Annotated in this window: 21 protein-coding genes; 5 read left to right on the top strand and 16 right to left on the bottom strand. The window is 40.0% G+C overall.

Annotated features, from left to right (window positions below):
• Positions 1-217: 217 nt before the first annotated feature.
• A complete protein-coding gene (locus FTU62_RS09415; RefSeq protein WP_180102508.1) occupies positions 218-1216 on the bottom strand; it encodes a YafY family protein in 999 nt (332 codons plus the stop codon).
• A 267-nt stretch (positions 1217-1483) separates the two neighbouring features.
• Between FTU62_RS09415 and FTU62_RS09410 the strand changes: the two genes are divergently transcribed.
• From FTU62_RS09410 to FTU62_RS09395, 4 genes are read left to right on the top strand one after another with little or no spacing between them, the layout of a single operon-like run.
• The gene (locus tag FTU62_RS09410; RefSeq protein ID WP_180102507.1) at positions 1484-3031 is read left to right on the top strand and encodes a circularly permuted type 2 ATP-grasp protein; all 1548 of its coding nucleotides are present in this window, start codon (positions 1484-1486) and stop codon (positions 3029-3031) included.
• A 22-nt stretch (positions 3032-3053) separates the two neighbouring features.
• Positions 3054-3656: an alpha-E domain-containing protein gene (locus tag FTU62_RS09405; protein WP_180102506.1), complete on the top strand. Its 603-nt coding sequence runs from the start codon at positions 3054-3056 to the stop codon at positions 3654-3656.
• Positions 3653-4432 (top strand): transglutaminase family protein, encoded by a 780-nt coding sequence (locus FTU62_RS09400; protein ID WP_180102505.1) that lies wholly within the window; start codon positions 3653-3655, stop codon positions 4430-4432. The genes FTU62_RS09405 and FTU62_RS09400 overlap by 4 nt, the downstream gene beginning before the upstream one ends.
• Positions 4433-4448: 16 nt before the next feature.
• Positions 4449-5183: a proteasome-type protease gene (locus tag FTU62_RS09395; RefSeq protein WP_180102504.1), complete on the top strand. Its 735-nt coding sequence runs from the start codon at positions 4449-4451 to the stop codon at positions 5181-5183.
• Positions 5184-5263: 80 nt separating this feature from the next.
• Here FTU62_RS09395 and alr read toward each other — a convergent pair whose 3' ends face one another.
• From alr to ppsA, 12 genes are all read right to left on the bottom strand, one after another.
• Positions 5264-6337: an alanine racemase gene (gene alr / locus FTU62_RS09390; RefSeq protein WP_180102503.1), complete on the bottom strand. Its 1074-nt coding sequence runs from the start codon at positions 6335-6337 to the stop codon at positions 5264-5266.
• 48 nt (positions 6338-6385) lie between these two features.
• A complete protein-coding gene (gene dnaB, locus FTU62_RS09385) occupies positions 6386-7825 on the bottom strand; it encodes a replicative DNA helicase (RefSeq protein ID WP_111884293.1) in 1440 nt (479 codons plus the stop codon).
• 238 nt (positions 7826-8063) lie between these two features.
• On the bottom strand, positions 8064-8510 hold the full coding sequence (gene rplI, locus FTU62_RS09380) for a 50S ribosomal protein L9 (protein WP_078188585.1): 447 nt from the start codon (positions 8508-8510) through the stop codon (positions 8064-8066).
• A gap of 9 nt (positions 8511-8519) precedes the next feature.
• The gene (gene rpsR / locus FTU62_RS09375) at positions 8520-8747 is read right to left on the bottom strand and encodes a 30S ribosomal protein S18 (RefSeq protein WP_004278792.1); all 228 of its coding nucleotides are present in this window, start codon (positions 8745-8747) and stop codon (positions 8520-8522) included.
• Between the two features lie 12 nt (positions 8748-8759).
• A complete protein-coding gene (gene rpsF, locus FTU62_RS09370) occupies positions 8760-9146 on the bottom strand; it encodes a 30S ribosomal protein S6 (protein WP_004696436.1) in 387 nt (128 codons plus the stop codon).
• A gap of 519 nt (positions 9147-9665) precedes the next feature.
• Complete coding sequence (gene cyoE, locus FTU62_RS09365; RefSeq protein ID WP_180035271.1) at positions 9666-10544, bottom strand: heme o synthase; 879 nt, start codon at positions 10542-10544, stop codon at positions 9666-9668.
• Between the two features lie 10 nt (positions 10545-10554).
• Positions 10555-10881: a cytochrome o ubiquinol oxidase subunit IV gene (locus FTU62_RS09360; RefSeq protein WP_078188582.1), complete on the bottom strand. Its 327-nt coding sequence runs from the start codon at positions 10879-10881 to the stop codon at positions 10555-10557.
• On the bottom strand, positions 10881-11501 hold the full coding sequence (cyoC, locus tag FTU62_RS09355) for a cytochrome o ubiquinol oxidase subunit III (protein WP_078188581.1): 621 nt from the start codon (positions 11499-11501) through the stop codon (positions 10881-10883). Before cyoC ends, FTU62_RS09360 begins: the two co-directional genes overlap by 1 nt.
• 4 nt (positions 11502-11505) lie before the next feature.
• Entirely contained in the window at positions 11506-13494 is a 1989-nt protein-coding gene (gene cyoB / locus FTU62_RS09350; RefSeq protein ID WP_078193968.1) for a cytochrome o ubiquinol oxidase subunit I, read from the bottom strand.
• 3 nt (positions 13495-13497) lie between these two features.
• Entirely contained in the window at positions 13498-14565 is a 1068-nt protein-coding gene (gene cyoA / locus FTU62_RS09345) for a ubiquinol oxidase subunit II (RefSeq protein ID WP_078193967.1), read from the bottom strand.
• 301 nt (positions 14566-14866) lie between these two features.
• Positions 14867-15649, bottom strand: a complete 783-nt coding sequence (locus FTU62_RS09340; RefSeq protein WP_180093567.1) for an RDD family protein — start codon at positions 15647-15649, stop codon at positions 14867-14869.
• Between the two features lie 82 nt (positions 15650-15731).
• A complete protein-coding gene (gene ppsA / locus FTU62_RS09335; protein WP_111884281.1) occupies positions 15732-18110 on the bottom strand; it encodes a phosphoenolpyruvate synthase in 2379 nt (792 codons plus the stop codon).
• Positions 18111-18263: 153 nt separating this feature from the next.
• On the opposite strand from ppsA, the gene FTU62_RS09330 reads away from it, so the two are divergent.
• Positions 18264-19100, top strand: a complete 837-nt coding sequence (locus FTU62_RS09330; protein ID WP_078193964.1) for a pyruvate, water dikinase regulatory protein — start codon at positions 18264-18266, stop codon at positions 19098-19100.
• A 999-nt stretch (positions 19101-20099) separates the two neighbouring features.
• On the opposite strand, the gene FTU62_RS09325 is transcribed toward FTU62_RS09330, so the two are convergent.
• From FTU62_RS09325 to FTU62_RS09315, 3 genes are all read right to left on the bottom strand, one after another.
• Positions 20100-20672 carry a flavoprotein gene (locus tag FTU62_RS09325; protein WP_180102502.1) on the bottom strand — a complete coding sequence of 191 codons (573 nt, stop codon included), beginning with the start codon at positions 20670-20672 and terminating at the stop codon, positions 20100-20102.
• 263 nt (positions 20673-20935) lie between these two features.
• Entirely contained in the window at positions 20936-21352 is a 417-nt protein-coding gene (yiaA, locus tag FTU62_RS09320; protein WP_373886357.1) for an inner membrane protein YiaA, read from the bottom strand.
• A gap of 275 nt (positions 21353-21627) precedes the next feature.
• The gene (locus tag FTU62_RS09315; protein ID WP_180102501.1) at positions 21628-22635 is read right to left on the bottom strand and encodes an LLM class flavin-dependent oxidoreductase; all 1008 of its coding nucleotides are present in this window, start codon (positions 22633-22635) and stop codon (positions 21628-21630) included.
• Positions 22636-22639: the final 4 nt, after the last annotated feature.

The raw sequence follows: 22639 nt of genomic DNA, 5'->3' as shown, positions 1-22639 counted from the left end.
AGGTATTCAGCAGGAACTTATGCTGTAGTTCCTTTGACTTAAACGACTAAAATTACAAAAATATTCTAAGAAATTATCCAGTCCCAGCGTTGGGACTTTTTTATGTGTTGATATTTTAAGAAAATTTAAGCCTAGATTATGTGATAAGTATTCGTTGTGAAATAAAAAATGCTACCTCAAATTTAACATTTCAGGTAGCAGAAAGTCTGAGATCGGTTTAGTCATTGCGTTGTTGTACAACAATAGCGACTTCTTCAGGTTCAATTTTCTGAATCTTTTTACCAAAACTACGCAGCCACCATGTTAATTGAGAGGTAAATGGTACTGTTGCACTGACTTCAACCCAGCCATCTTCGGTTTTTTGTATCACTTGATCTTTACTTAGCTGACTTTCTTCAAAATAAACCGCCTCTGCTTCAGACATGGTTAATTTAAGTTGAATCATTTCAGTCGGTTTATTGAAGTCCACACGGAAGCCAAGCGCTCCAGAGTCAATATAGGCATCAATATCAAAATCGACAGGGTGTAATGCACGTGAATTTAAGACCGTAGCAGATTTAAAACGATGTAAAGCAAAGGTTTGGATGTCTGTTTTGTCATGACGTGTGCAAACCAAATAAATAATTGCACCTTTTTGGACCAAAGCCAGTGGATTTAAAATATAGGTCTTTTCTTCACTTTGTTGTCCACGACCTTGATAAAGACATTCGAGTTGTTTGTCTTGTAGTAAGCCTTCATAAATTGATTGCTGTGCAGCTTTTTCAACCACAGGAGGAATCAATGGCTGAGTAGCTGGCACGATTCGCACGCGGTTAATCCACTGACGGACATTATTTTGCGACGACAAACTTCGACGTGCGAGATCAAACCAAGGATTCATTTCTTCAATTAAGCTTGGTGGAAGCAAATGTTTTAGGTGTTCCTCAACCATCATAAAGGTGACCGCCTGCGAGCTGGTCATATGTGGCAAGCTTTGAATCGGTGCATCGGAACGCCAACGCCAGCCTTGTGGCGTTGTTTTACTGCTCTCAATTGGGAAACGCAGAGAAATTTGATTTAAGTCACGCTGAATGGTGCGTAGGCTGATATCAATGCCTTCACGGTTCAGTATTTCTTGTAATTCACGAGTACCCATCCACTTACCTGTGGACAGTCGTGAAAGAATTTGCCACTGACGATAGAGGCTGTTTGACGTTTCTTTTTCTTGTGAAGACATAATCTAGTGCTTGAACTTGAACTTGAACTTAAATAAATAAAATGATGCTGTGGGACACAATAAGAAATCTTCCTGCGTTAAGCAAGTCTTCATCTGAAAAAAACTAAGATGATTTTAATAACGCAATTTGACAAAACTTGAGCAGTTAGATGCTGTACCGCTTTGCAAAAATGATGCATAAATAATCAAAGAGAAGCAACATATTTATTGATGGCATATATATTGCATTATCTAGTTCATAAAACATGAGAAAAACATGGAGTTGCTATGCTGAAAGAAAATCGTAATACAACTTCAAATGGAATTGAGGGTTATGAGGCAAAGTTGGTCAATACTTCTGTCTCTACATTAAAAAATTTACCTCTTACTCGAGGACATGCGCTGTTTAATCAATTTAATTCGAATTTTTTTAATGAAATGCGCGACTGCAAAACGGTAGCTAAAGAATCATGCCAACGGATAGAGCAGTGGTTATCACAGCATACACTTGATGAATTAAAACAACTAAATCAGGTAGCAAAACAACATTTTCTCTATGAGGGTATTACCTTTACAGTGTATGGCGAAGATGAGGGCATTGAACGCACTATTCCTTATGATCTTATTCCTCGTGTGATTGCACGAAAGGAATGGAATAATTTATCACTGGGCTGTGCACAGCGCGTGAAAGCTCTCAATCTGTTTTTACATGATGTCTACCATCAACAAGATATTTTAAAAGCAGGAATTATTCCTGAACTGCAAGTCTTAACGCATGAAGCCTATTTGCCACAAATGTATATGCATGGGCTAAAAGGTAAAATTTATAGCCAAATCAGTGGCATTGATATCATACGTGATCAATCAGGCGAATTTTACGTTCTTGAGGATAATCTTAGAACACCGTCGGGTGTGTCATATATGCTAGAAAGCCGTAAGATCAGTCAAAAACTGATGCCTGAACTTTGCCAGCAAAGCAACATTATGGGGATTGAGCAGTATCCGCAGCTTTTACGTGAAATTCTTGCAGAAAATGCCTACGTCGATAACCCGTTTATCGTGGTTTTAACCCCAGGGCGTTTTAACAGTGCGTATTATGAACATGCCTTTTTGGCAAGGGAGATGGATGTACCCTTAGTGACATCGCGTGACCTTTATGTAGAAAACGATAAGGTTTATGTGAAAACCATCAAAGGTCGACAACAGGTTGATGTAATTTATCGTCGTGTGGATGATGCTTTCCTCGATCCATTATGTTTCAAACCTGACAGTACTTTGGGCGTAGCAGGGCTCATGTCAGCGTATATGCAACATAATGTGGTCATTGCAAATGCACCAGGAACAGGCGTAGCAGATGATAAATCGATTTATCCATATGTGGATAAAATGATTCATTTCTATTTAGGCGAACAAGCGATCCTGAAAAATGTGCCGACCTATCAATGTCGTGAGCAGAACGAATTGGATTATGTGCTCTCGAATATCGAAAAATTGGTGGTCAAAGAAGCGCAGGGTTCAGGTGGTTACGGCATGCTGATCGGTCCACAAGCTTCTTTACAAGAATTAAATAGCTTTAAAGATAAAGTGGCCGCAGCACCACATTTATATATTGCACAGCCGACTTTAAATTTATCTGTCAGCCCAACCCTAAGTGAGGCGGGTGTTTCGGAACGCCATATCGATTTACGCCCATTTGTACTGAGTTCTCCATATCGAACTGAAATTGTACCGGGTGGCTTAACTCGTGTCGCGATGCAAGCAGGTTCATTGGTAGTGAATTCTTCGCAAGGCGGCGGTATTAAAGATACGTGGGTAGTAGACGATTTACGCTCATAGCACTCCAGTGAAGGAGCAAAACATGATTTTATTAAACAGTAATGCAGAACATATTTTTTGGTTGGGACGTTATTTAGCACGCACTCAATATTTATGCAGTATTTTTCCATTTCAAGATGTCGATATGGCATTGAACTATGCACATGCTTTTTGTTTACCAGCCTTCGATGCCGACTCAATGAATGAATTGGTTTTAAATGCGGAGCAACCGGCGTCATTTTCCAGCCAATTTAAATATGCCCAAAGTAATATACAGGACTTAAGGGGTGTGCTTTCAGCAAAAAGTTATGCAGAACTCAGCCGTTTAATTCGTAATGCGAGTGATAACCCAGGTTATATCTGTGACGTGGTAACAGATTGCCAAGATGTTTTAGAGTCCGAATCTGAAGATGTATTTTTATTTTTTAGTTTAGGACAAGCCATAGAGCAGCTTGATCGCCAGTTACGCATGCAGCAGGAGATTCAATACACCCTAGCGAAGATTGAACATATCGTAATCGCTTTAGTTCAGTTTGGCTGGGAAAGTGTGCAAGAGGCATGGCAGGCACTAAAGCAACAACCGAATAGCCAAAATTTTTACCATTTCAGTGATCATATCCAAAATATGTTTGAGGTGGCTGTATGAGGCTCATGATCAACCATCAGACCCATTATGTTTACACTGATGTGGTTAGCAGAAGCATTCAATATATCAAAATGACCCCATCCACTAATGCGCATCAACAGGTGCAAAATTGGGATGTGAGTGTGCCGGGGCAACGTGATATGCAATTGGATACTTTTGGTAATGTGTGGTTGACCACAACGCAGAGCGAACCTTATCTTCAAATGACCATTATGGCGCAGGGCATCGTAGAGATGAATTTGAGTTCAAATGATTCAAATGCGGATGATTTAAACCCGAAATTGTTTTTACAGCCAACGCCGAGTACGCAATGCGACATTTACATGAAAAGTTTTGCCGATTGTTATGTCCCTCGTATCAATCGTGTCAATCTAATTCGTTTGGCTGAAGCGATCTTGGCGCATATTCCCTATGTTTCGAATCAGACATCTGTACATACTTCTGCAATAGATGCTTTTCATTATAAGCAGGGGGTATGTCAGGATCATACTCATGTCATGATCGCAATGTGTCGCTATTTGGGTATTCCTGCACGTTATATTTCTGGGTATTTATTTGTGCCGAATAGTAGCCACCTTGCCAGTCACGCTTGGGTAGAAGTCTATATCGAAAATAAATGGTATTGTTTTGATGTCAGTAATCAGCTATTTACACCACAATCACATATTTATGTCGCGATTGGGCGGGACTACTGGGATGTAGCTCCAGTTCGAGGCGTTCGTGATAAAGGTGGTATTGAGTCAATGAGTTCAATTGTACAAGTGTTGAGTTGTTAATCTTAGAGGGATAAAAATGACCTATTGTTGTGCATTACGATTAAAAGATGGCATGGTATTTGTCAGTGATACACGTACAAATGCAGGAGTTGACCATATTTCAGTTTTTCGTAAACTTTATACCTTTGGTGTTGCGGGTGAGCGATTTATTACCATCCAAACCTCTGGGAATTTAGCTACTACACAAGCGGTCATCGGGCATTTACAAAATAGACTAGAAGTCAAACAAGAGCCGAATCTATATAGTGTAAATACGATGTTTGAAGTGGCTGAACTGGTCGGGCATACCTTAAAAAAAGTTATCTCTGATGTCACCTCAGATATTTTAGAACAAAGTAATTATTACTGTAGTTTATTAGTAGGTGGTCAAATTGGTAGCGCTGATATGCAGCTATATAATATCTATCCGCAAGGTAATTTTATTTGTGCGACACCGGATACCCCATATTTTCAAATTGGAGAAAGTAAATATGGTAAGCCGATACTTGACCGAACTTTGCGTTACGATATGCCACTCGATGAAGCAATGCGTTGTTGCTTAATTTCTTTTGATTCAACGATACGTTCGAATGTGTCTGTAGGTATGCCTTTAGATGCTTTGGTTTATAAAAAGGACAGTTTAGAAATACCAAATGGTAAGCGCATTTATGAAGAAGACCCATACTTCACCATGATCAGTAAAGGCTGGTCGGAAGCATTGCGTCAGGGCTTAATAGAATTGGCAAAACCAACAGCTGACTATTTTCAATAACGATTTGATCAACGAATAGATCAATTTAAAAAGCGAATAAAAAAAGCCCAGATTTGATCTAGGCTTTTTGATTTGGCTAATTAAGCTAATTTACGTACAGGGCGCGCGCTCATACGGCATAATAATTCATAGCCAATGGTTCCGTTCGCTTCTGCAACGTCATCAACTAAACGGTCTTTACCCCAAAGCTCAACTTCAGTGCCTATTGGTGCATTCATACCAGTGATATCAATCGCAATCATATCCATGGCAACACGACCAATCACACGTGTTTTCTGTCCTTGAATAGATACATAGTTTTGTTTAGGGAAGGCACGTGGATAACCGTCACCATAACCAATCGACACAATCGCAAGATTCATTTCTTGCTCTGCAACAAAAGTCGATCCATAACCCACAGATTCACCAGCTTGAATGGTATTTAAAGCTATGACTTCAGCGGTAAAGGTCATCACCGGTTTAAGATCTAATGCTTCTACAGAACGGTCTGCAAAAGGTGTAGCGCCATATAGCATGATGCCTGGGCGAACAAAATCAAAATTCAGTTCTGGCCATTTGAAAATTGCAGCTGAGTTACAGCACGAACCCATGATTGGCGCACAGGCTTCTTTTACGTGTAAAAATTGTTCACGTTGTTGGTCATTTAGTGGATGATTTTCTGCGTCAGCATTGGCAAAATGCATAGCCAGTACGCAAGTAAAACCGTCCGCCTTTAATGCATTGATAACATCAATAATTTCAGGTACTTTAAAACCTAAACGGTTCATACCGCTGTTGAGTTTAACCCAAACTTTCAGACCTTGAGCGATATAGGCATCTTTATGCTCACGTAACCAATCTAGTTGTTGCTGATGATGCACCACACATTCAATTTTTTTATCGATGATAATTTGCATTTCATCATCTGAAAAAATCCCTTCAATGAGTGTAATTGGCTGTTCATAACCCAGTTCACGAATTTCTAAGGCTTCTTCTAGGCAGGCAACACCGAAGGCATCACTGTCTTTTAAGGCTGCTAAGCAGTCTTTAACTCCATGTCCATAAGCATTGGCTTTTACCATGCTTACAATTTTAGCGGTTGGGGCAAGTTGTTTGACACGGTTTAAATTATATTGAAGTGCTTGTTGATCAATATAAACTGTAGCTTGGCGCACCCTAAATACTCCTACAGGGTCGATGAATTAATGGATGATAAAGAGTCTTTACTCTTCATCATCATACTGAGCATAAAACTCAGGGGAGAGGTTACTAAATTTGGTGTATTGACCTTCGAAGGCAAGGCGCACAGTACCAATAGGACCATTACGCTGTTTACCAATAATAATTTCTGCAGTACCCGCTTCTTTAGATTCTTTGTTATAAACCTCGTCGCGGTAAATAAACATGATCAAATCGGCATCCTGCTCGATTGCACCCGATTCACGTAAGTCGGACATCACTGGGCGTTTATTAGGACGGTTTTCCAGTGATCGATTCAACTGAGACAGTGCAATTACTGGGCAGTGCATTTCTTTAGCCAGTGCCTTTAAGCTTCGAGAAATTTCCGAGATCTCGCCAACACGGTTATCACCCATACCGGGTACTTTCATAAGCTGCAAATAATCGACCATGATACAGCCAAGTTTACCGCCATGCATTTTGGCAATTCGGCGCGCGCGGGCACGTACTTCCGTTGGAGGTAGTGCAGACGAGTCATCGATATACAAATTCTTTTCTTGGAGATGCACAATGGTACTGGTGACTTTTGACCATTCATCAGCATCCATTTTACCTGCACGTAAATGCCCTTGGTGTACACGACCGAATGATGAAATCAAACGCATCGCAATCGAGTCAGCGGGCATCTCCATAGAGTAAACTAGAGCGGGCAGGTTGTTATTAAACAGCACACTTTCAACCAAGTTCATGGCAAAAGTAGTTTTACCCATCGATGGACGGGCCGCCACAATAATCAAATCGCCTGCTTGCATACCTGAGGTTTTATTATCAAGTTCTACAAATCCAGTGGTTAAACCCGTGATACTGCCTTCAGTTTGTGAAAGTTCATTCAACTTATCAAAAACACTAGCAACGACAGAGTTAATAGCTTTAGGGCCTTGTGCTTTGGCGTTGTTGTTGTGTTGCTCGGCAATCGAGAAAATATTGGTTTCTGCGAGATCTAAAATTTCACTGACCGTACGACCTTTGGTGTCATAGGCATTTTGTAAAATTTCTGAGCTGACTTTAATCATGCTGCGTAAAGTGGAAAATTCTTTAATTTTTGCAGCATAAGTTTCAAGATTATAGAAACTTGAAGGTGAATCTGACATCAGTTGCATCAGATATTCTTCGCCACCTGCAGCATCGAGCAAGTTTTGTTTAATCAGCCAGTCATTGACCAAGACCGCATCATAAGGAGAGCTATCTTTTGATAGCTGGTCGATGGCACGGAAAATATATTTATGACGGGTCGCATAAAAATCAGCTTCAGTCAGTACATCACCCACTTGCTCAAAAGATTCTGCAACGGTCATCAGTGCAGCAAGCACGGCTTGTTCAATCGCAAGGTTATGGGGTGGGGTACGAAACTCTTTCAACGAACTTTGTTCTGTGGTTTTTGCTGTTGGCGTAGAGTTTGGCTTGATGGCATTCGCCTGTGACATAAAAATCCCTGATGCTGAAACCATTTAATGTGATGGAAATGGGTGCTAATGACAGTTTTTCAACTCTTCATTTAACTGAAATGATAGGCGTTTTCTACAGAAATGCGAACAAGTATTTCCGATTAATTCGTCATTCATTGAATTGAATGAAGAGTTAAAAATATAAAAAAAGTTGGAGCACTATTTTTTACAGATAAAAAAAGAGCATGCGTAAGCATGCTCTTTTCTTTGCAAGAAATTACTCAGCTACGATAGTAACTAGTACTTCTGCAACAACATCATGATGCAATTGGATTGCGATGTTGAATTCACCAGTGTTGCGAAGCGCACCATTTGGTAAACGAACTTCTGCACGGTCTACAACAAGACCAGCATTAGTTAACGCGTCAGCGATGTCACGAGTACCGATAGAACCGAATAGTTTACCTTCGTCACCAGCTTTAGCAGTGATCACGATGTTAACTTCGTTCAATTGGTCAGCACGTGCTTGAGCAGCAGCTAATACTTCAGCTTCTTGTTTCTCAAGTTCAGCACGACGAGCTTCAAATGCAGCAGTGTTAGCTTCAGTAGCAGCAACTGCTTTACCTTGAGGGATAAGGAAGTTACGGCCGTAACCAGCTTTAACTGAAACTTTATCGCCTAATTTACCAAGGTTTTTAATGCGTTGTAATAAGATAATATCCACAGCTCAACCTCACTTATGATTGTCAGTGTAAGGGATCAAAGACAAGTAGCGAGCTTGTTTGATAGCAAGCGCTAATTGACGTTGGTAACGAGCTTTAGTACCTGTAATACGGCTAGGAACAATCTTGCCGTTTTCAGTGATGTACTGTTTTAAAGTGTCGATATCTTTGTAGTCGATGTACGTAACGTTCTCAGCTGTAAAGCGGCAGAACTTGCGACGACGGTAAAAACGTGCCATGTTATGTTCTCCTTATGCTTCAGCAGAGTCTTGAGCTTGTTGTGCTTCTTCACGTTGAGCTTTACGCGCACGTTTTTCTTCAGCACTCTTAGCCAATAGTGACTCTTCAGTGATAGCGTTTTCACGACGGATGATAAGGCTACGAATGATTGCATCGTTGTAACGGAACAATTCTTCTAGCTCATCAAGAGTAGTTTGACCACACTCAACATTCATAAGAATGTAGTGAGCTTTGTGGATCTTGTTGATTGGGTAAGCCAATTGACGACGGCCCCAGTCTTCAAGACGGTGGATTTGACCTTCAGCTTCTTTGATGTGAGTTAGGTAACGTTCTACCATACCCACAACTTGATCGCTTTGGTCTGGATGTACCAATAGTACGATTTCGTAGTGACGCATTGTCAGCTCCTTACGGTTTAGGCAGCCCCAATCATTAATTGATTGAAGCAAGGAGTCACAACTAAAGTTGTGTCGCAAAGTTTGCGAAGCGTGAATTTTAGAGCGTTTAGGTTTGAAATACAAGGCATACACCTAAAAAGGCTTAATTATTTTGTGGTTTAATGACTATCTTTAATACACAGCTAGAATCGGATGCAGATTGTAAAATAGGAGATATGTTTTTAATTGCGGGGAGCTTATCTTGTATTTGATGAGTTACGATCATATAGACGTTGTAATGATATAAATTTGATTTAAATTAAAGATCTTTTGTCATATTTGATTGTAGATATCGATTTGAATCCTAATACAAATATGAAATATTTTTGTACTTGTCTGAAATCTATTGTACATGGGTAGATATTGGGAGAATCAGCGTTAAAACAGTTTTAGTGTGTATAGTAGTATTTCGATTTAAATTTTTGCTTTGCATTGAAGATGCCTAGAAATAAAAAGAGATAGAGTAAAACTCTATCTTCTTTAAAAAAATACAATTGGCTTCAGAGGGGCAGTGGAAGTAAAACTAAAAATTAAACTAATCACTGTGATCAATTTGACTGAAAACATGAAATATTGTTTTGCCCAAATTTGATCATCTTCAGCTTTGAATCCTTGAATGGTTAAATAAATCCAATACAGACTTAAGGCATTCAGGACAATCATATAAATCCAATTGGCATAACCATAAAAGTATAAACCGTTCATGGTGATGCAGAACAAAATCACGTAAACCAAAGATTCAACCTTGGTACGGTGAATTGAACGTGCTACAGGTAAAATTGGAATTCCTGCATTTTTGTAGTCATCAAATCGGTAAACTGCAATTCCCCAAGAATGAGGCATTTGCCAAAATGCATAACCAATAAAAATCAGTAATGCACCTAAATCAAACTGGTTTGCAACAGCCGTATACCCGATTACAGGTGGCGCTGCGCCAGAAAGACTGCCGATAATGGTTTGATGGATTGTTGTTCGTTTTGTCCATAAGCTGTAAAAACCAACGTATACGACAAAACCAATAACAGCAAAAAGAAAAGCGTAAGCATTTACCCAGAACCATAAAATGCTAAAACCAAATACACCTAAAACTAAAGCAAAAACTAAAGCAACAGGAATCGAGATTGATTTTTTAACCATCGCACGATTTTGTGTGCGTTGCATTTTTGAGTCGATGTCTTGGTCAATAACGTTATTGACAACACATCCAGAAGCGACCACAAAGAGGGTGCCTAAGAGGGTAAGAAGCAACAGAAGGAAATCTACAGAACCTTGGGCAGCTACAAAGTAGCCACCCAAAGCGGTAACAAAGTTACCAAAGAGAATTCCTGGTTTAGTCAGGAATAAATACTTTTTCAGCATGACGACCAGTTTAGATCATCATGTTGAAGTGAAGGTAGTTCATAATCCACACAGAACCTACTAAAAGGATAGCAATTGTGAGGATTGTATAAACAAATGCAATCACGTTCCAGCGTTGCTCTGAAGAAGAGTTCATATGCAGGAAGTAAACTAACTGAATAAGAACCTGAGCAACCGCAGTAATCGCGATTACGGCAACCAATAGACCACGGCTAAAACCACCTGCCATTACCATACCGAATGGAATTACGGTAAGTAGAACAGAAAGAATAAAACCGATTGTATATTGTTTAACGTTACCGTGAGCTGCACCAGCAGAGTTATGATCGTGACTCATTAGATAACTCCCATCAAGTAAACAACGCTGAATACACAGATCCAAACGATGTCAAGGAAGTGCCAGAACAAGCTTAGGCAAGCAAGACGACGAGTGTTTGGAAGTGTCAAACCATATTTCTTGATTTGGAACATCAACACAAGCATCCATACCAAACCAGAAGTTACGTGAATACCGTGCGTACCAACTAAAGTAAAGAACGCAGATAAAAACGCACTTGTGCTTGGGCCATGACCAGCATGAACTAAATGATTGAACTCATAAAGTTCCATGCCAATGAAGGCTGCACCAAATACCCAAGTAACTGCTAACCAAGTTAAAACTTGACCAACATTTTTCTTGTATGCCGCAAGAACAGCAAAACCAAAAGTTACAGAAGAGATAAGAAGGGCGAAAGTTTCAGTTAAAACGAAACCTAAAGATTCACCAAACAGCTCTTGTGCACTTGGCGTACCCACTGGAACGTGGCTACTTAATACAGCGAACGCGATGAAGAGTGTCCCGAAAAGAACCAAGTCACTCATCAAGTAAGTCCAGAAACCAAAGACAGTGATGTCAGTATCATCGTGATGATGATGTTCGTCATGTCCGTGGTTGTCGTGATGAAGTACTTCAGCCATTGTCTTAGTCCTTCTTCAAATGTTTTTCAAGAAGCGCGTAGCGTTCATTTTCAATACGTTCAACTTCTGCAGCTGGAACATAGTAGTCAACTTTCTTAGTGAAAGAAGAAACGATGAAGCTGATAATTGAAGCAATGAAAGTTACAACGACTAACCACCAGATATGCCAGATTAATGCGAAGCCCATAACTGTAATAAACATTGCAATTACGAAACCTGCCGCACGGTTTGTAGGCATATGGATGTCTTCGTATGTAGTTGGCTTAGCGTAAGCAACACCATTTTCTTTGTCAGTCCAGAAAGTATCAATACCATTGATCTTTGGAAGATAAGCAAAGTTATAGAATGGTGAAGGAGATGAAGTAGCCCACTCAAGAGTACGACCATCCCAGATATCGCCAGTAACGTCCATGTTGTCTTTGCGTTGAAGGAAACCAACAACGATTTGCATAACAAAACAGAAGATACCGATAGCAACCAATACAGAACCAAATAAAGCGATCGCTAAGTACGGATCCCATTCAGGGTTGTCATATGTATTCAAACGACGAGTCATACCCATGAAACCAAGGATATAAAGTGGCATGAATGCAAAGTAGAAACCGAAGAACCAGAACCAGAACGCTGCTTTACCCCAAGTTTCATTCAATTTCCAACCAAACATTTTTGGCCAGTAGAAAATGATACCCGCGAACATCGCGAACACTACACCACCAATAATTACGTTATGGAAGTGAGCGATAAGGAATAAAGAGTTGTGTACTAAGAAGTCCGCTGGTGGAACTGCCATTAATACGCCTGTTAAACCACCAATACCGAAAGTCACAAGGAAGCCAAGTGTCCAAAGCATTGGAGTTGTATAGGTGATGCGGCCCTTGTACATGGTGAATAACCAAGAGAAGATTTTCACACCAGTAGGGATCGCAATGATCATGGTCATGATACCGAAGAACGCGTTAACGTTGGCACCAGCACCCATTGTAAAGAAGTGGTGAACCCATACAACTAGTGAAAGAACACCAATTGCTACAGTTGCGTACACCATAGATTTGTAGCCGAACAACGCTTTGCGTGAGAACACAGCAGTAACTTCTGAGTAAATACCAAAAGCTGGTAATACCAAGATGTAAACTTCCGGGTGACCCCAAGTCCAAATCAAGTTTACATACAACATTGGGCTACCACCCATGTCATTTGTAAAGAAATGGAAGCCGAAGTAACGGTCAAGTGAAAGCATTGCAATAGTCGCAGTCAAAACTGGGAATGTTGCAACGATAAGCACTACAGTAACTAATGCAGTCCAAGTGAAAATAGGCATGTCCATAAGTTTCATGCCAGGCGCACGCATTTTGATGATGGTAACGAAGAAGTTAACACCAGTAAGAAGCGTACCTAGACCAGAAACCTGAAGTGCCCAGATATAGTAGTCTACACCTACACCTGGAGAGTATTCGATGCCAGAAAGTGGAGGGTAAGCCATCCAACCTGTTGCAGCGAATTCACCAATTGCAAGAGAAGCCATCATCAAGCCCGCAGCGCCGGCGAATAACCAGAAGCTAAGAGAGTTTAATAATGGGAATGCTACGTCACGTGCACCAATTTGAAGTGGTACAGCAACGTTCATTAAACCAACAACTAGACCCATTGCTACGAAGAAGATCATGATTACGCCATGGGCAGTAAAGATCTGGTCATAGTGTTCTGGGTGTAAGTAACCTTCACCGCCACCTTTTGCAAGGAACAGTTGAAGACGCATCATAATCGCATCGGCAAAACCACGCACAAGCATGACAATTGACACGAGGATATACATGATACCAATTTTTTTATGGTCTACAGATGTGAACCATTCGTTCCACAAGTAGCCCCATTTTTTAAAGTAGGTGATACCAGCAACAATTGCGATACCGCCAAGGATCATCATTGCAACAGTAACCAACACGATTGGGTCGTGTGGAATTGCATCTGGTCCTAACTTACCTAATAAGCTCATGTCTTATTCCCCTGCAACAGTCGCATGTTCAACGCCTGCATGAGCTTCAGAAGCAGCAGCTTCGTGTCCAACAGTAGCTGTATGATCAGCACCGTGGTAGTTGCTCATGTATTTGTTAATCACTGATTCGAACAATTTAGGTTCAACTGAAGAATAGTAAGTCACTGGGTGTGGCTTAGTAGGGTAAGGCTTCATTGCTTCAGCTAGAGCCTTCTCTTCAGGAGTAGTTGCTTTGGCAACTAAAACTTCGATCTGGTGTTTAGAACGGTTGCCGTCACGTAAGGTTGCAAATTCAGCTTGGTCTAAAACAGTTTTTTGAACCGCTTCAGGATTAACTGAAGAACCATTACCAGCTTTAACAGCAGAAACCCATTCAGCAAACTGAGCATCAGTCACAGCATGTGCACGGAAGCGCATTTGTGAGAAGCCATAACCTGAATAGTTAGAAGAGAAACCACGGAAGCCTTCAGCAGGACTAGTTTCATCAGCTAATAAGTTCAAGTGAGTTTGCATACCTGCCATAGCATAAATCTGACCACCTAACGCCGGAATGAAAAATGAGTTCATTGTGAAGTTAGATGTTAAACGAAGGCTTACAGGAGTTTTCTCAGGGAAGCGGATCTCGTTTACAGTCGCGATGCCTTGTTCAGGGTAGATGAAGATCCATTTAAATTGTTCAGCAATAACTTGAACAGTTAAAGGAGCTTTATCTGACTCGAGTGGACGGTAAGGGTCATACTTGTGGGAACCCCACCAAGTTAACCAAGCTAAAATAGCGATAATAATTACGGGAATACCCCAAACTACAACTTCAATTGCAGTCGAGTGTGCCCAAGTAGGTGCATAGTCTGCATCTTTATTTGACGCGCGATATTTCCAACCAAACCAAAGAGCCATAAGTGCTGATGGAATAACTACCAACAACATTAGGTAGATCGCAGTAAGCATGAGGTTTGACTGACCTTCAGCAACTGGACCTTTTGAGTTTAGAAGTACCATATCACCACCACACCCAGTTAAGAGTGCAGCGATCGCAGATAAAGACAATACAGCTAAAATTGTTTGTCTCATTTTACAACCTCGGTGAAGAGTCCCATTCCCTAATTTTTAAAATTGGGATAGCGAATAAAGTGTCGCATGATTGTGATTTTTCAGATATGAAAAAAAGTTCACAATGATGTGACACCGCTACGTTGTAGGGCATTATGCCTGATATCGGCAAACTAAGCTATACATAAAGATGCTTTAAATGACTGTATTAAAACCCTATTTTGTTGGTCGGGATTGTGTTTTTTTTATCTGAATTTTATTTTAATTTCAATGTAATGCACAAAAAAGGGATGAGAAATTCATCCCTCAATAAAAGTGAAAGTTATTGGTTTATTACCTTGGTTTTTGCTAACTTGTCATGCAAAGTTTGACGCTTTTTGCCGAAAATAAAAACGGAATCAATGATTGCGCTTAAAGGCATCGATAAAAAGTTCAGAAAAATAAATAAAACACTACGTAAAGTGAAGCCACGCATGAGGTTTACAGGTTGGCTGGTTTCGGCATCTACGATTTTAATTTTGGTGATTTTTTTACCAATACTTTGACCAGATTTAGCAATCAAATACGCTTGAATGAAAAGCATAATGAAGAGGTAAGCAAACATTGCAATCCAAGCTTGGTTGGGAAACATCTCAACCATTTGTGTTTGTAGTGCTTGTAAAACATTAGGGTCAGCATTTGGGGTCATCACAGCTTGCATAAACTGTTCATTTAGATTGGCAAATTGTGTCTTTTCACTTGGATTAAAAAATGCCGTTAAGATAAAAGTTGCCGGTATCCAAAGCAGTAAATCAACGATCTTAGCCAAAACACGTTTAGGAATACTGGCTAGGCTAGTTTGCAATTGTACCGCTTGAGGCTGTGCGTAGGTGTTCGATGGCGTAGTTGCAGTTTGATTTGATTCGAATGCTGTCGGTGCTATATAACCTGCAGGCATATAAACCAACTGACCTTGAGTGAGTTCACCCAAAGCTTTCCATTCGGTCATACCTTGGTGCCAAACCAAGTCCGTGAGTAACACTTGTTGGCTCGCGAGCATTTGATTAAGTTGTTCTAAGGTGTAGGGACCAGCTTGTTGGTTATTTCGTGCCAAGTAAATCTGCATAAAACTAAAATCTCAAAAAACGTCTGTAAAAGTATAAATAAAAAAAAAGACCCACATGTGGGTCTTTTTTTAACACAGTTTATTAAGCTTGTTGAGCTTTTTCTTCAGAAAGGAAGAACCAAGTGTCTAATACTGAGTCTGGGTTAAGCGAAACAGACTCAATGCCTTGTTCCATTAACCATTTAGCTAGGTCAGGGTGATCTGAAGGGCCTTGACCACAAATACCTACGTATTTGCCAGCTTTACGACAAGCATGGATTGCCATAGAAAGAAGTGCTTTAACGGCTGGATCACGTTCATCAAATAGGTGAGAAACGATACCAGAGTCACGGTCTAGACCGAGTGTTAACTGAGTTAAGTCGTTAGAACCGATAGAGAAACCGTCGAAGTGTTCAAGGAACTGTTCAGCCAATAATGCGTTAGTTGGAAGTTCACACATCATGATCACTTTAAGACCGTTTTCACCACGTTTAAGACCGTTAAGCGCTAACAATTCAATAACACGTTTCGCTTCAGCAACAGTACGTACGAAAGGAATCATGATTTGAATGTTGGTTAAGCCCATTTCGTCACGCGCTTTTTTCAGTGCGCGGCATTCAAGTTCGAAGCAGTCACGGAAATTGTCAGATACATAACGGCTTGCACCACGGAAGCCAAGCATTGGGTTTTCTTCTTCAGGTTCGTATAACTTACCACCGATTAAGTTTGCATATTCGTTTGACTTAAAGTCAGACATACGAACAATCACTGGTTTGTCAGCAAACGCTGCAGCAAGTGTAGAAATACCTTCAACTAGTTTTTCAACATAGAATTCGATAGGAGATGCATAACCCGCAGTACGTGACATTACAGCAGCACGAGTTTCACGTGGTAGGCTGTCAATATTAAGCAATGCTTTAGGATGTACGCCGATCATACGGTTGATGATGAACTCAAGACGAGCAAGACCAACACCTTCGTTAGGAATTTGAGCAAAGTCAAATGCGCGGTCAGGGTTACCTACGTTCATCATAATTTTGAACGGAAGTTTAGGCATAGATTCGATAGAATTACGTTGGATTTCAAAGTCCAAAGCACCTTCGTAAATAAAGCCTGTGTCACCTTCAGCACAAGAAACAGTCACTTCTTGACCGTCAGTCAATACTTCAGTCGCATTACCACAACCTACGATTGCAGGAACACCAAGCTCACGTGCAATAATCGCAGCGTGACAAGTACGGCCACCACGGTTAGTGACAATCGCAGCTGCACGTTTCATTACTGGTTCCCAATCTGGGTCAGTCATGTCAGATACAAGTACGTCGCCGTCTTGAACTTTGTCCATTTCTTTGATTGAAGTCACAATACGAACGCGACCAGAACCAATGCGTTGACCGATTGAACGGCCTTCACAAATCACATTACCTTTTTGCTTAAGCAGGTAACGCTCCATTGTGCCTACGTTTTGGCGGCTCTTCACAGTTTCAGGACGTGCTTGAACGATATAGATTTGGCCATCATCGCCATCTTTCGCCCATTCGATGTCCATTGCTGAACCGTAATGGTTTTCAATGATCAATGCTTGTTTAGCAAGTTCTTGAAGTTCGTGGTCATTTAAAGCGAATTGTTGGCGATCTGCTTTTTCAACGTCTACAACAACTACTGACTTACCTGCAGCGCCTTCTTCACCATAAATCATTTTTTGGTGTTTAGAGCCAAGGTTACGGCGTAATACAGCGTGTTTTCCTGCATTTAAAAGTGGTTTAGATACATAGAATTCGTCAGGGTTAACAGCACCTTGTACAACCATTTCACCCAAGCCATAAGAAGCTGTGATGAAAACTGCGTCGCGGAAACCAGATTCTGTATCTAGTGTAAACATTACACCAGCAGCACCTGTTTCAGAGCGAACCATACGTTGAACACCTGCAGATAACGCAACAACGTCATGTGCGAAGTTTTGGTGTACACGGTAAGAAATTGCGCGGTCGTTATAAAGTGAAGCAAATACTTCTTTAATCGCAATAAGGACGTTGTCGATACCACGGATGTTCAAGAAAGTTTCTTGTTGGCCAGCAAATGAAGCATCTGGTAAGTCTTCTGCTGTTGCAGATGAGCGAACGGCAACCGCGATATCAGGGTTGCCGTTTGAAAGAGCTGTGAAAGCCTCACGAATTTCTGTTTCAAGTTCAGCTGTAAGCGGAGTGTCTACAATCCATTGACGGATTTTTGCACCAGTTTCAGCAAGTGCATTTACATCGTCAACATTGAGTGCAGCAAGTTCAGCGTTAATTTTAGCGTTTAGGCCACTTTGCTCGAGGAATTCACGATATGCTTGAGCTGTAGTAGCAAAACCACCAGGAACAGATACACCAGCATTTGCTAGATGGCTGATCATTTCACCTAATGATGAGTTTTTACCACCCACGAGTTCTACGTCGTGTTTCCCTAATTTTTCTAGACCAATTACGCGCGCTTCCAAAGTTGTTACTCCACTTTTGCAGTATTAATCACTATCTTGGCATGAAATTATAACAAATTACTTAGCATTCTAAATTTACTAAGTGACAGTCATGTAAGATGGTTTACTATAAAGATTATATAGCACTAAGACAAATTTTGGAGGAGAATTTTAATGTCAGAAGGTAAACAGATTCAGCGTAGTGTTTTCTTTGTTTCGGATGGTACCGCGATTACCGCAGAAACCCTCGGACACTCACTGTTAGCCCAGTTCCCTCATGTAGATTTTGACATTCATATTATTCCATATATTACCTCTGAAGAAGCTGCTACAAATGTGGTTGCAGAGATCAATCTTAGAGCGCAGCAAGACGGTCAAAAGCCTTTGGTGTTTGATACCCTTGTAGACCCGTATGTACGTGACATTATTAATACTGCAAATGCAATAAATCTTGATGTTTTTGAAGGGCTTATTAGTAAATTGTCGGACGAGTTGGGTACAGCTCCTACGACTTTAGTCGGTCAAACCCATGCAGTTACAGATTCTGAGTCTTATAAAGCACGTATTGATGCGGTGCATTTTGCTTTAGATAACGATGATGGGGCACGTACTCGTCATTATGATAAAGCAGATTTGATTTTAATTGGAGTATCACGTTCGGGTAAAACACCAACTTCAATCTATCTCTCTTTGCAATTTGGTATTCGTGTAGCGAACTATCCTTTGACAGAAGAAGACTTGGATGACAACCGTTTACCTGCAGTTTTACGTGAACATAAGCATAAGTTATTTGGCTTGATGATTGATGCAGAGCGCCTTGTAGCAATTCGTTCAGAGCGTAAGGCCAATAGTCGTTATGCAAGTTTTAGTCAGTGCCAAATGGAACTACGTGCGATTGAAGGTATTTATATTTCTGAAGGAATTAAATACTTAAACGTGTCAGAAATGTCGATTGAAGAAATTTCAACACGTGTTTTACAAATGACCGGACTGAAGCGTCGCATTGGTTAAGTGTAAATTGAGCCACTTTGGTGGCTCTTCTGATGATAATAAATTACTGTATAAATTATATAAAAATAGTATTAATTTCTGGTTTGTCATACTTTTAATGAATGATAAATATTTAAGATATTGATGAAAATTTTCCTCAATATTTAGACTTAAATTTTAAGCAATTTTTGCATTCATTTGTGTACCAGTTCGATGAATTTCTTTGGCTGAAAATTTATAAAATATGGCCAAATTGACAGCACAAATCTTTTATAAAAATCCGTGTTTTGCTGTATTTTTATCTATGAATTAAGCCTGAATAATCCACTTGATATGAGTTGTATAAATACAAGATTTAGCTAATATGGTTTAATATTTAATCAATTTTTCAAAAATACTGATTTAAATGCTAAAAAAATAGGCAGAAAATAGAATAAAAAATAATCAAACAGTTGCTTTTGGGTGCTAAATATAAAGAAATGGCACCATTTATTTAATTGATGTGAGTGAAAAATATTCAAATTGATAACATTCAGGCTTTAAAAGCTGATATGAAGTAATATTAAAATTGGATTTTTAGCTGTTATTTTCCTATTGAATATAGATTAGAACATAAGTAAATGTTGGCTGAACATGAGCATCGGTATAAATTTTCTAACTTATAGTTAGGGATTAAAAGAGTTGTGTAAGACCAAATTAAGCGACTGAAAATTTATTAGTTTGAAATAAAATTTTCATGAAGAATTGATCATAACTATTCAAAATTGCACGTCTATAAACTCGCTGTAGCTGCTGGTGCAGGTCGGAAGCATGATTTAAGTCTGAGAGCTGAAAAAGCATGTAGCACGATTAAAGCTATTTTCATTTATGGATTTTTAAGAATCCTTAGCCTTATCGAATTGAAGTATCCAATATAGTAGGGGAGCTACCAAAAGCCGCTAGAGATGGCTTTTGGTATTGTGATTTTTGATCAATCAGATAAATTTTAGTAAATGTTATGTGAAAATCATTTCATTGTAATTACTTTTCTTTAGGCTGGTTAGGTTCGCTGCGCACAATGACATCACACTCAAACGTATGCTCATCTAAAGCCGTGATTGAATTATTCTGAATATTCGCAATTGGCCAAGTATTTAAGATGCAGTTGGGCTGCTGTAATGCAGCATAATAATGATCCGATTTTAGGAAGGTTTTGTTCTGAATTGCGGTATTTGGACTGAGTAAATGTCTTAACCAATGGTTCGGCACTTGATCTTCTAAAAAGCGAATCGCCAAAATACTCTTAATACGATTGCTAAATAAACGTCGATTTTTTGCAATCAGTGGATGTTGGATTAATTTATTCAGTAGACGTTCGGTGCGTGGTAAGACAAATTGCGGTTTGATTTGATAGACCATGATGTTATCTGCAACCTGACATAGATGATGTAGTTCAGAGACCACATGATGATCTATCCCAATAATTGCGATTTTTTGATTCTTAAAATCATAATCTTTGATCTGTTCTGAACCGATGATCGTTCCACGAAAGTGTTCAAAATCCTCTAGATGATTATTAAAAATATGGTGGGTTGCATCCTGCTTGTTGGCCATATTTATTCCTTATCTTTTGTTTTTTTAGTTGAGTCTTAGATAAGAATATATTCTGTGATGGGCCACTTGGCGTAAAGCGTTATTTCAGTCTGAAGAGTCATGCAATTTGTGTAGAATTGATTTGCTTGGCCCTTGTCATTTATACATTTCTAGGAGTGAACTGATTTTTTTATGCGTTGTAGTTCATTAACCGCTCAAGCAGATCGATAAAACAATAAGCGACCTGCATGAACAGCTTCTGAGAACTATGGATGTGGCGAATTTTAAAGTGGTTCATCATTTTGTGAGCTATAGTCAAGCTGACTCGGGGTTGAATGCTTAAGTTCGAGTTGGTCGGTACGTGTACGTAAATAGTCCATATCACGAATATTTTTTTGTACCGCAACTGCACCAAACAAACTCATTAGGAAAGCCATCATGTAAAACCCTTTTTCACTTAATGCCAGTTCAGCATTCCATAGGCCAATGGCAAGAAGTACGAGGCAAATAATGACGGATGCCCAGCAGAGTCCAAAGTAGATTGCAGTGACATGCATTCCTTCTAAACGGTCACGAATGATTTTTTGTAGTGAAACCGATGAAAATAATCCATAGAGCAATAAAATGAGATAAAAGCCTTTTTCATTCAGCATCATATTTGCATTGAATAAACCTATGCAAAACACCACAGCGCCTAAGATCAGTGCACACCAACTTGCTGTGATAAATGCGGTGTTAGTTTATCAACATATGGGCTCATGATTGTTTTTTATATTAAATATCTATACACCAATAAAAATGAGTAAATCAATTATTTCGTTGAGGCAATGATGGTTTTTAAGTACAGGTTTGGTCGTTGTTAGCCAAAACCATATTGTCTGTTGACTGCTATCCGTCTAAAGAACCACAAACATGTAGTCACACTTCTGGCTTTAGACGGATCAAACGTTTGGATTAAATCATTAAGCTTAGAGTCTTAAGCCAGATCATTTTTGATTTGCATTAAACGTTCGAAATTTTCAATGCGCTTATCGGTATCGTAAATGTCGCAGGTGAAAATAAATTCATCAACGTCATATTTAGTGAGTAGGTTTTCTAAACCTACTCGAACGGTTGCATTTGAACCGACTTGTCCCATAGCGTAGAAATTATCAACAGACATTTTTTCTGCAGCAGACCATAAACCTTGCATACTGTCGACTGGAGCCTTGAGTTTTAAACTTTGACCGCGCATTAAACCTAAAACCCGTTGGTAAGCACTCGTTGCTAGATATTCTGCTTCTTCATCTGTTTCAGCAACAACCGTCGGTACGCCCATAGACACATAAGGTTGATCTAAATATTCGGATGCTTGGAAATTTTCACGATAGAGCTGAATTGCTTGTCCAAGCATGCGTGGTGCGAAATGTGAAGCAAAAGAATAGGGTAGACCTAAACGTGCAGCGAGTTGTGCACTGAACAGACTTGAACCTAAAAGCCATACAGGAACATGTGTATTTTGTCCCGGTGTAGCAATGATGCGCTGCTGTGGCTCAGGTGCTTTAAAGTATTGCAATATCTCAAGGACATCTTGTGGAAATTGATCTTCGGTTTCCTGACGGCCACGGCGTAAAGCGCGCATGGTGGTTTGGTCGGTACCTGGTGCCCGACCTAAGCCGAGTTCAATGCGGCCAGGATATAGCGTTTCAAGCGTGCCAAATTGTTCAGCGACAACCAACGGCGCATGGTTAGGCAACATAATCCCGCCTGAACCGAGCTTGATAGATTGTGTATTTGCTAAGAGATAACCGAGTAAAACCGCAGTTGCAGAACTTGCGATGCCGTCCATATTGTGGTGTTCGGCTAACCATAGACGCTCATAGCCAAGTTGTTCTGCTTTCTGTGCTAACTGGAGTGCATGTTTGAGTGAAAATTCGATGGTTTTATCATCTCGAACAGGTGCGAGTTCAAGTATTGAAAATTTTGTATCGGCTAGAGTACGCATGTTT

Origin of the sequence: Acinetobacter sp. YH12126 (assembly GCF_013418745.1) — a bacterium.
GTDB classification, from domain to species: domain Bacteria; phylum Pseudomonadota; class Gammaproteobacteria; order Pseudomonadales; family Moraxellaceae; genus Acinetobacter; species Acinetobacter amyesii.
This window is presented reverse-complemented; position numbering and strand designations above follow the sequence as displayed.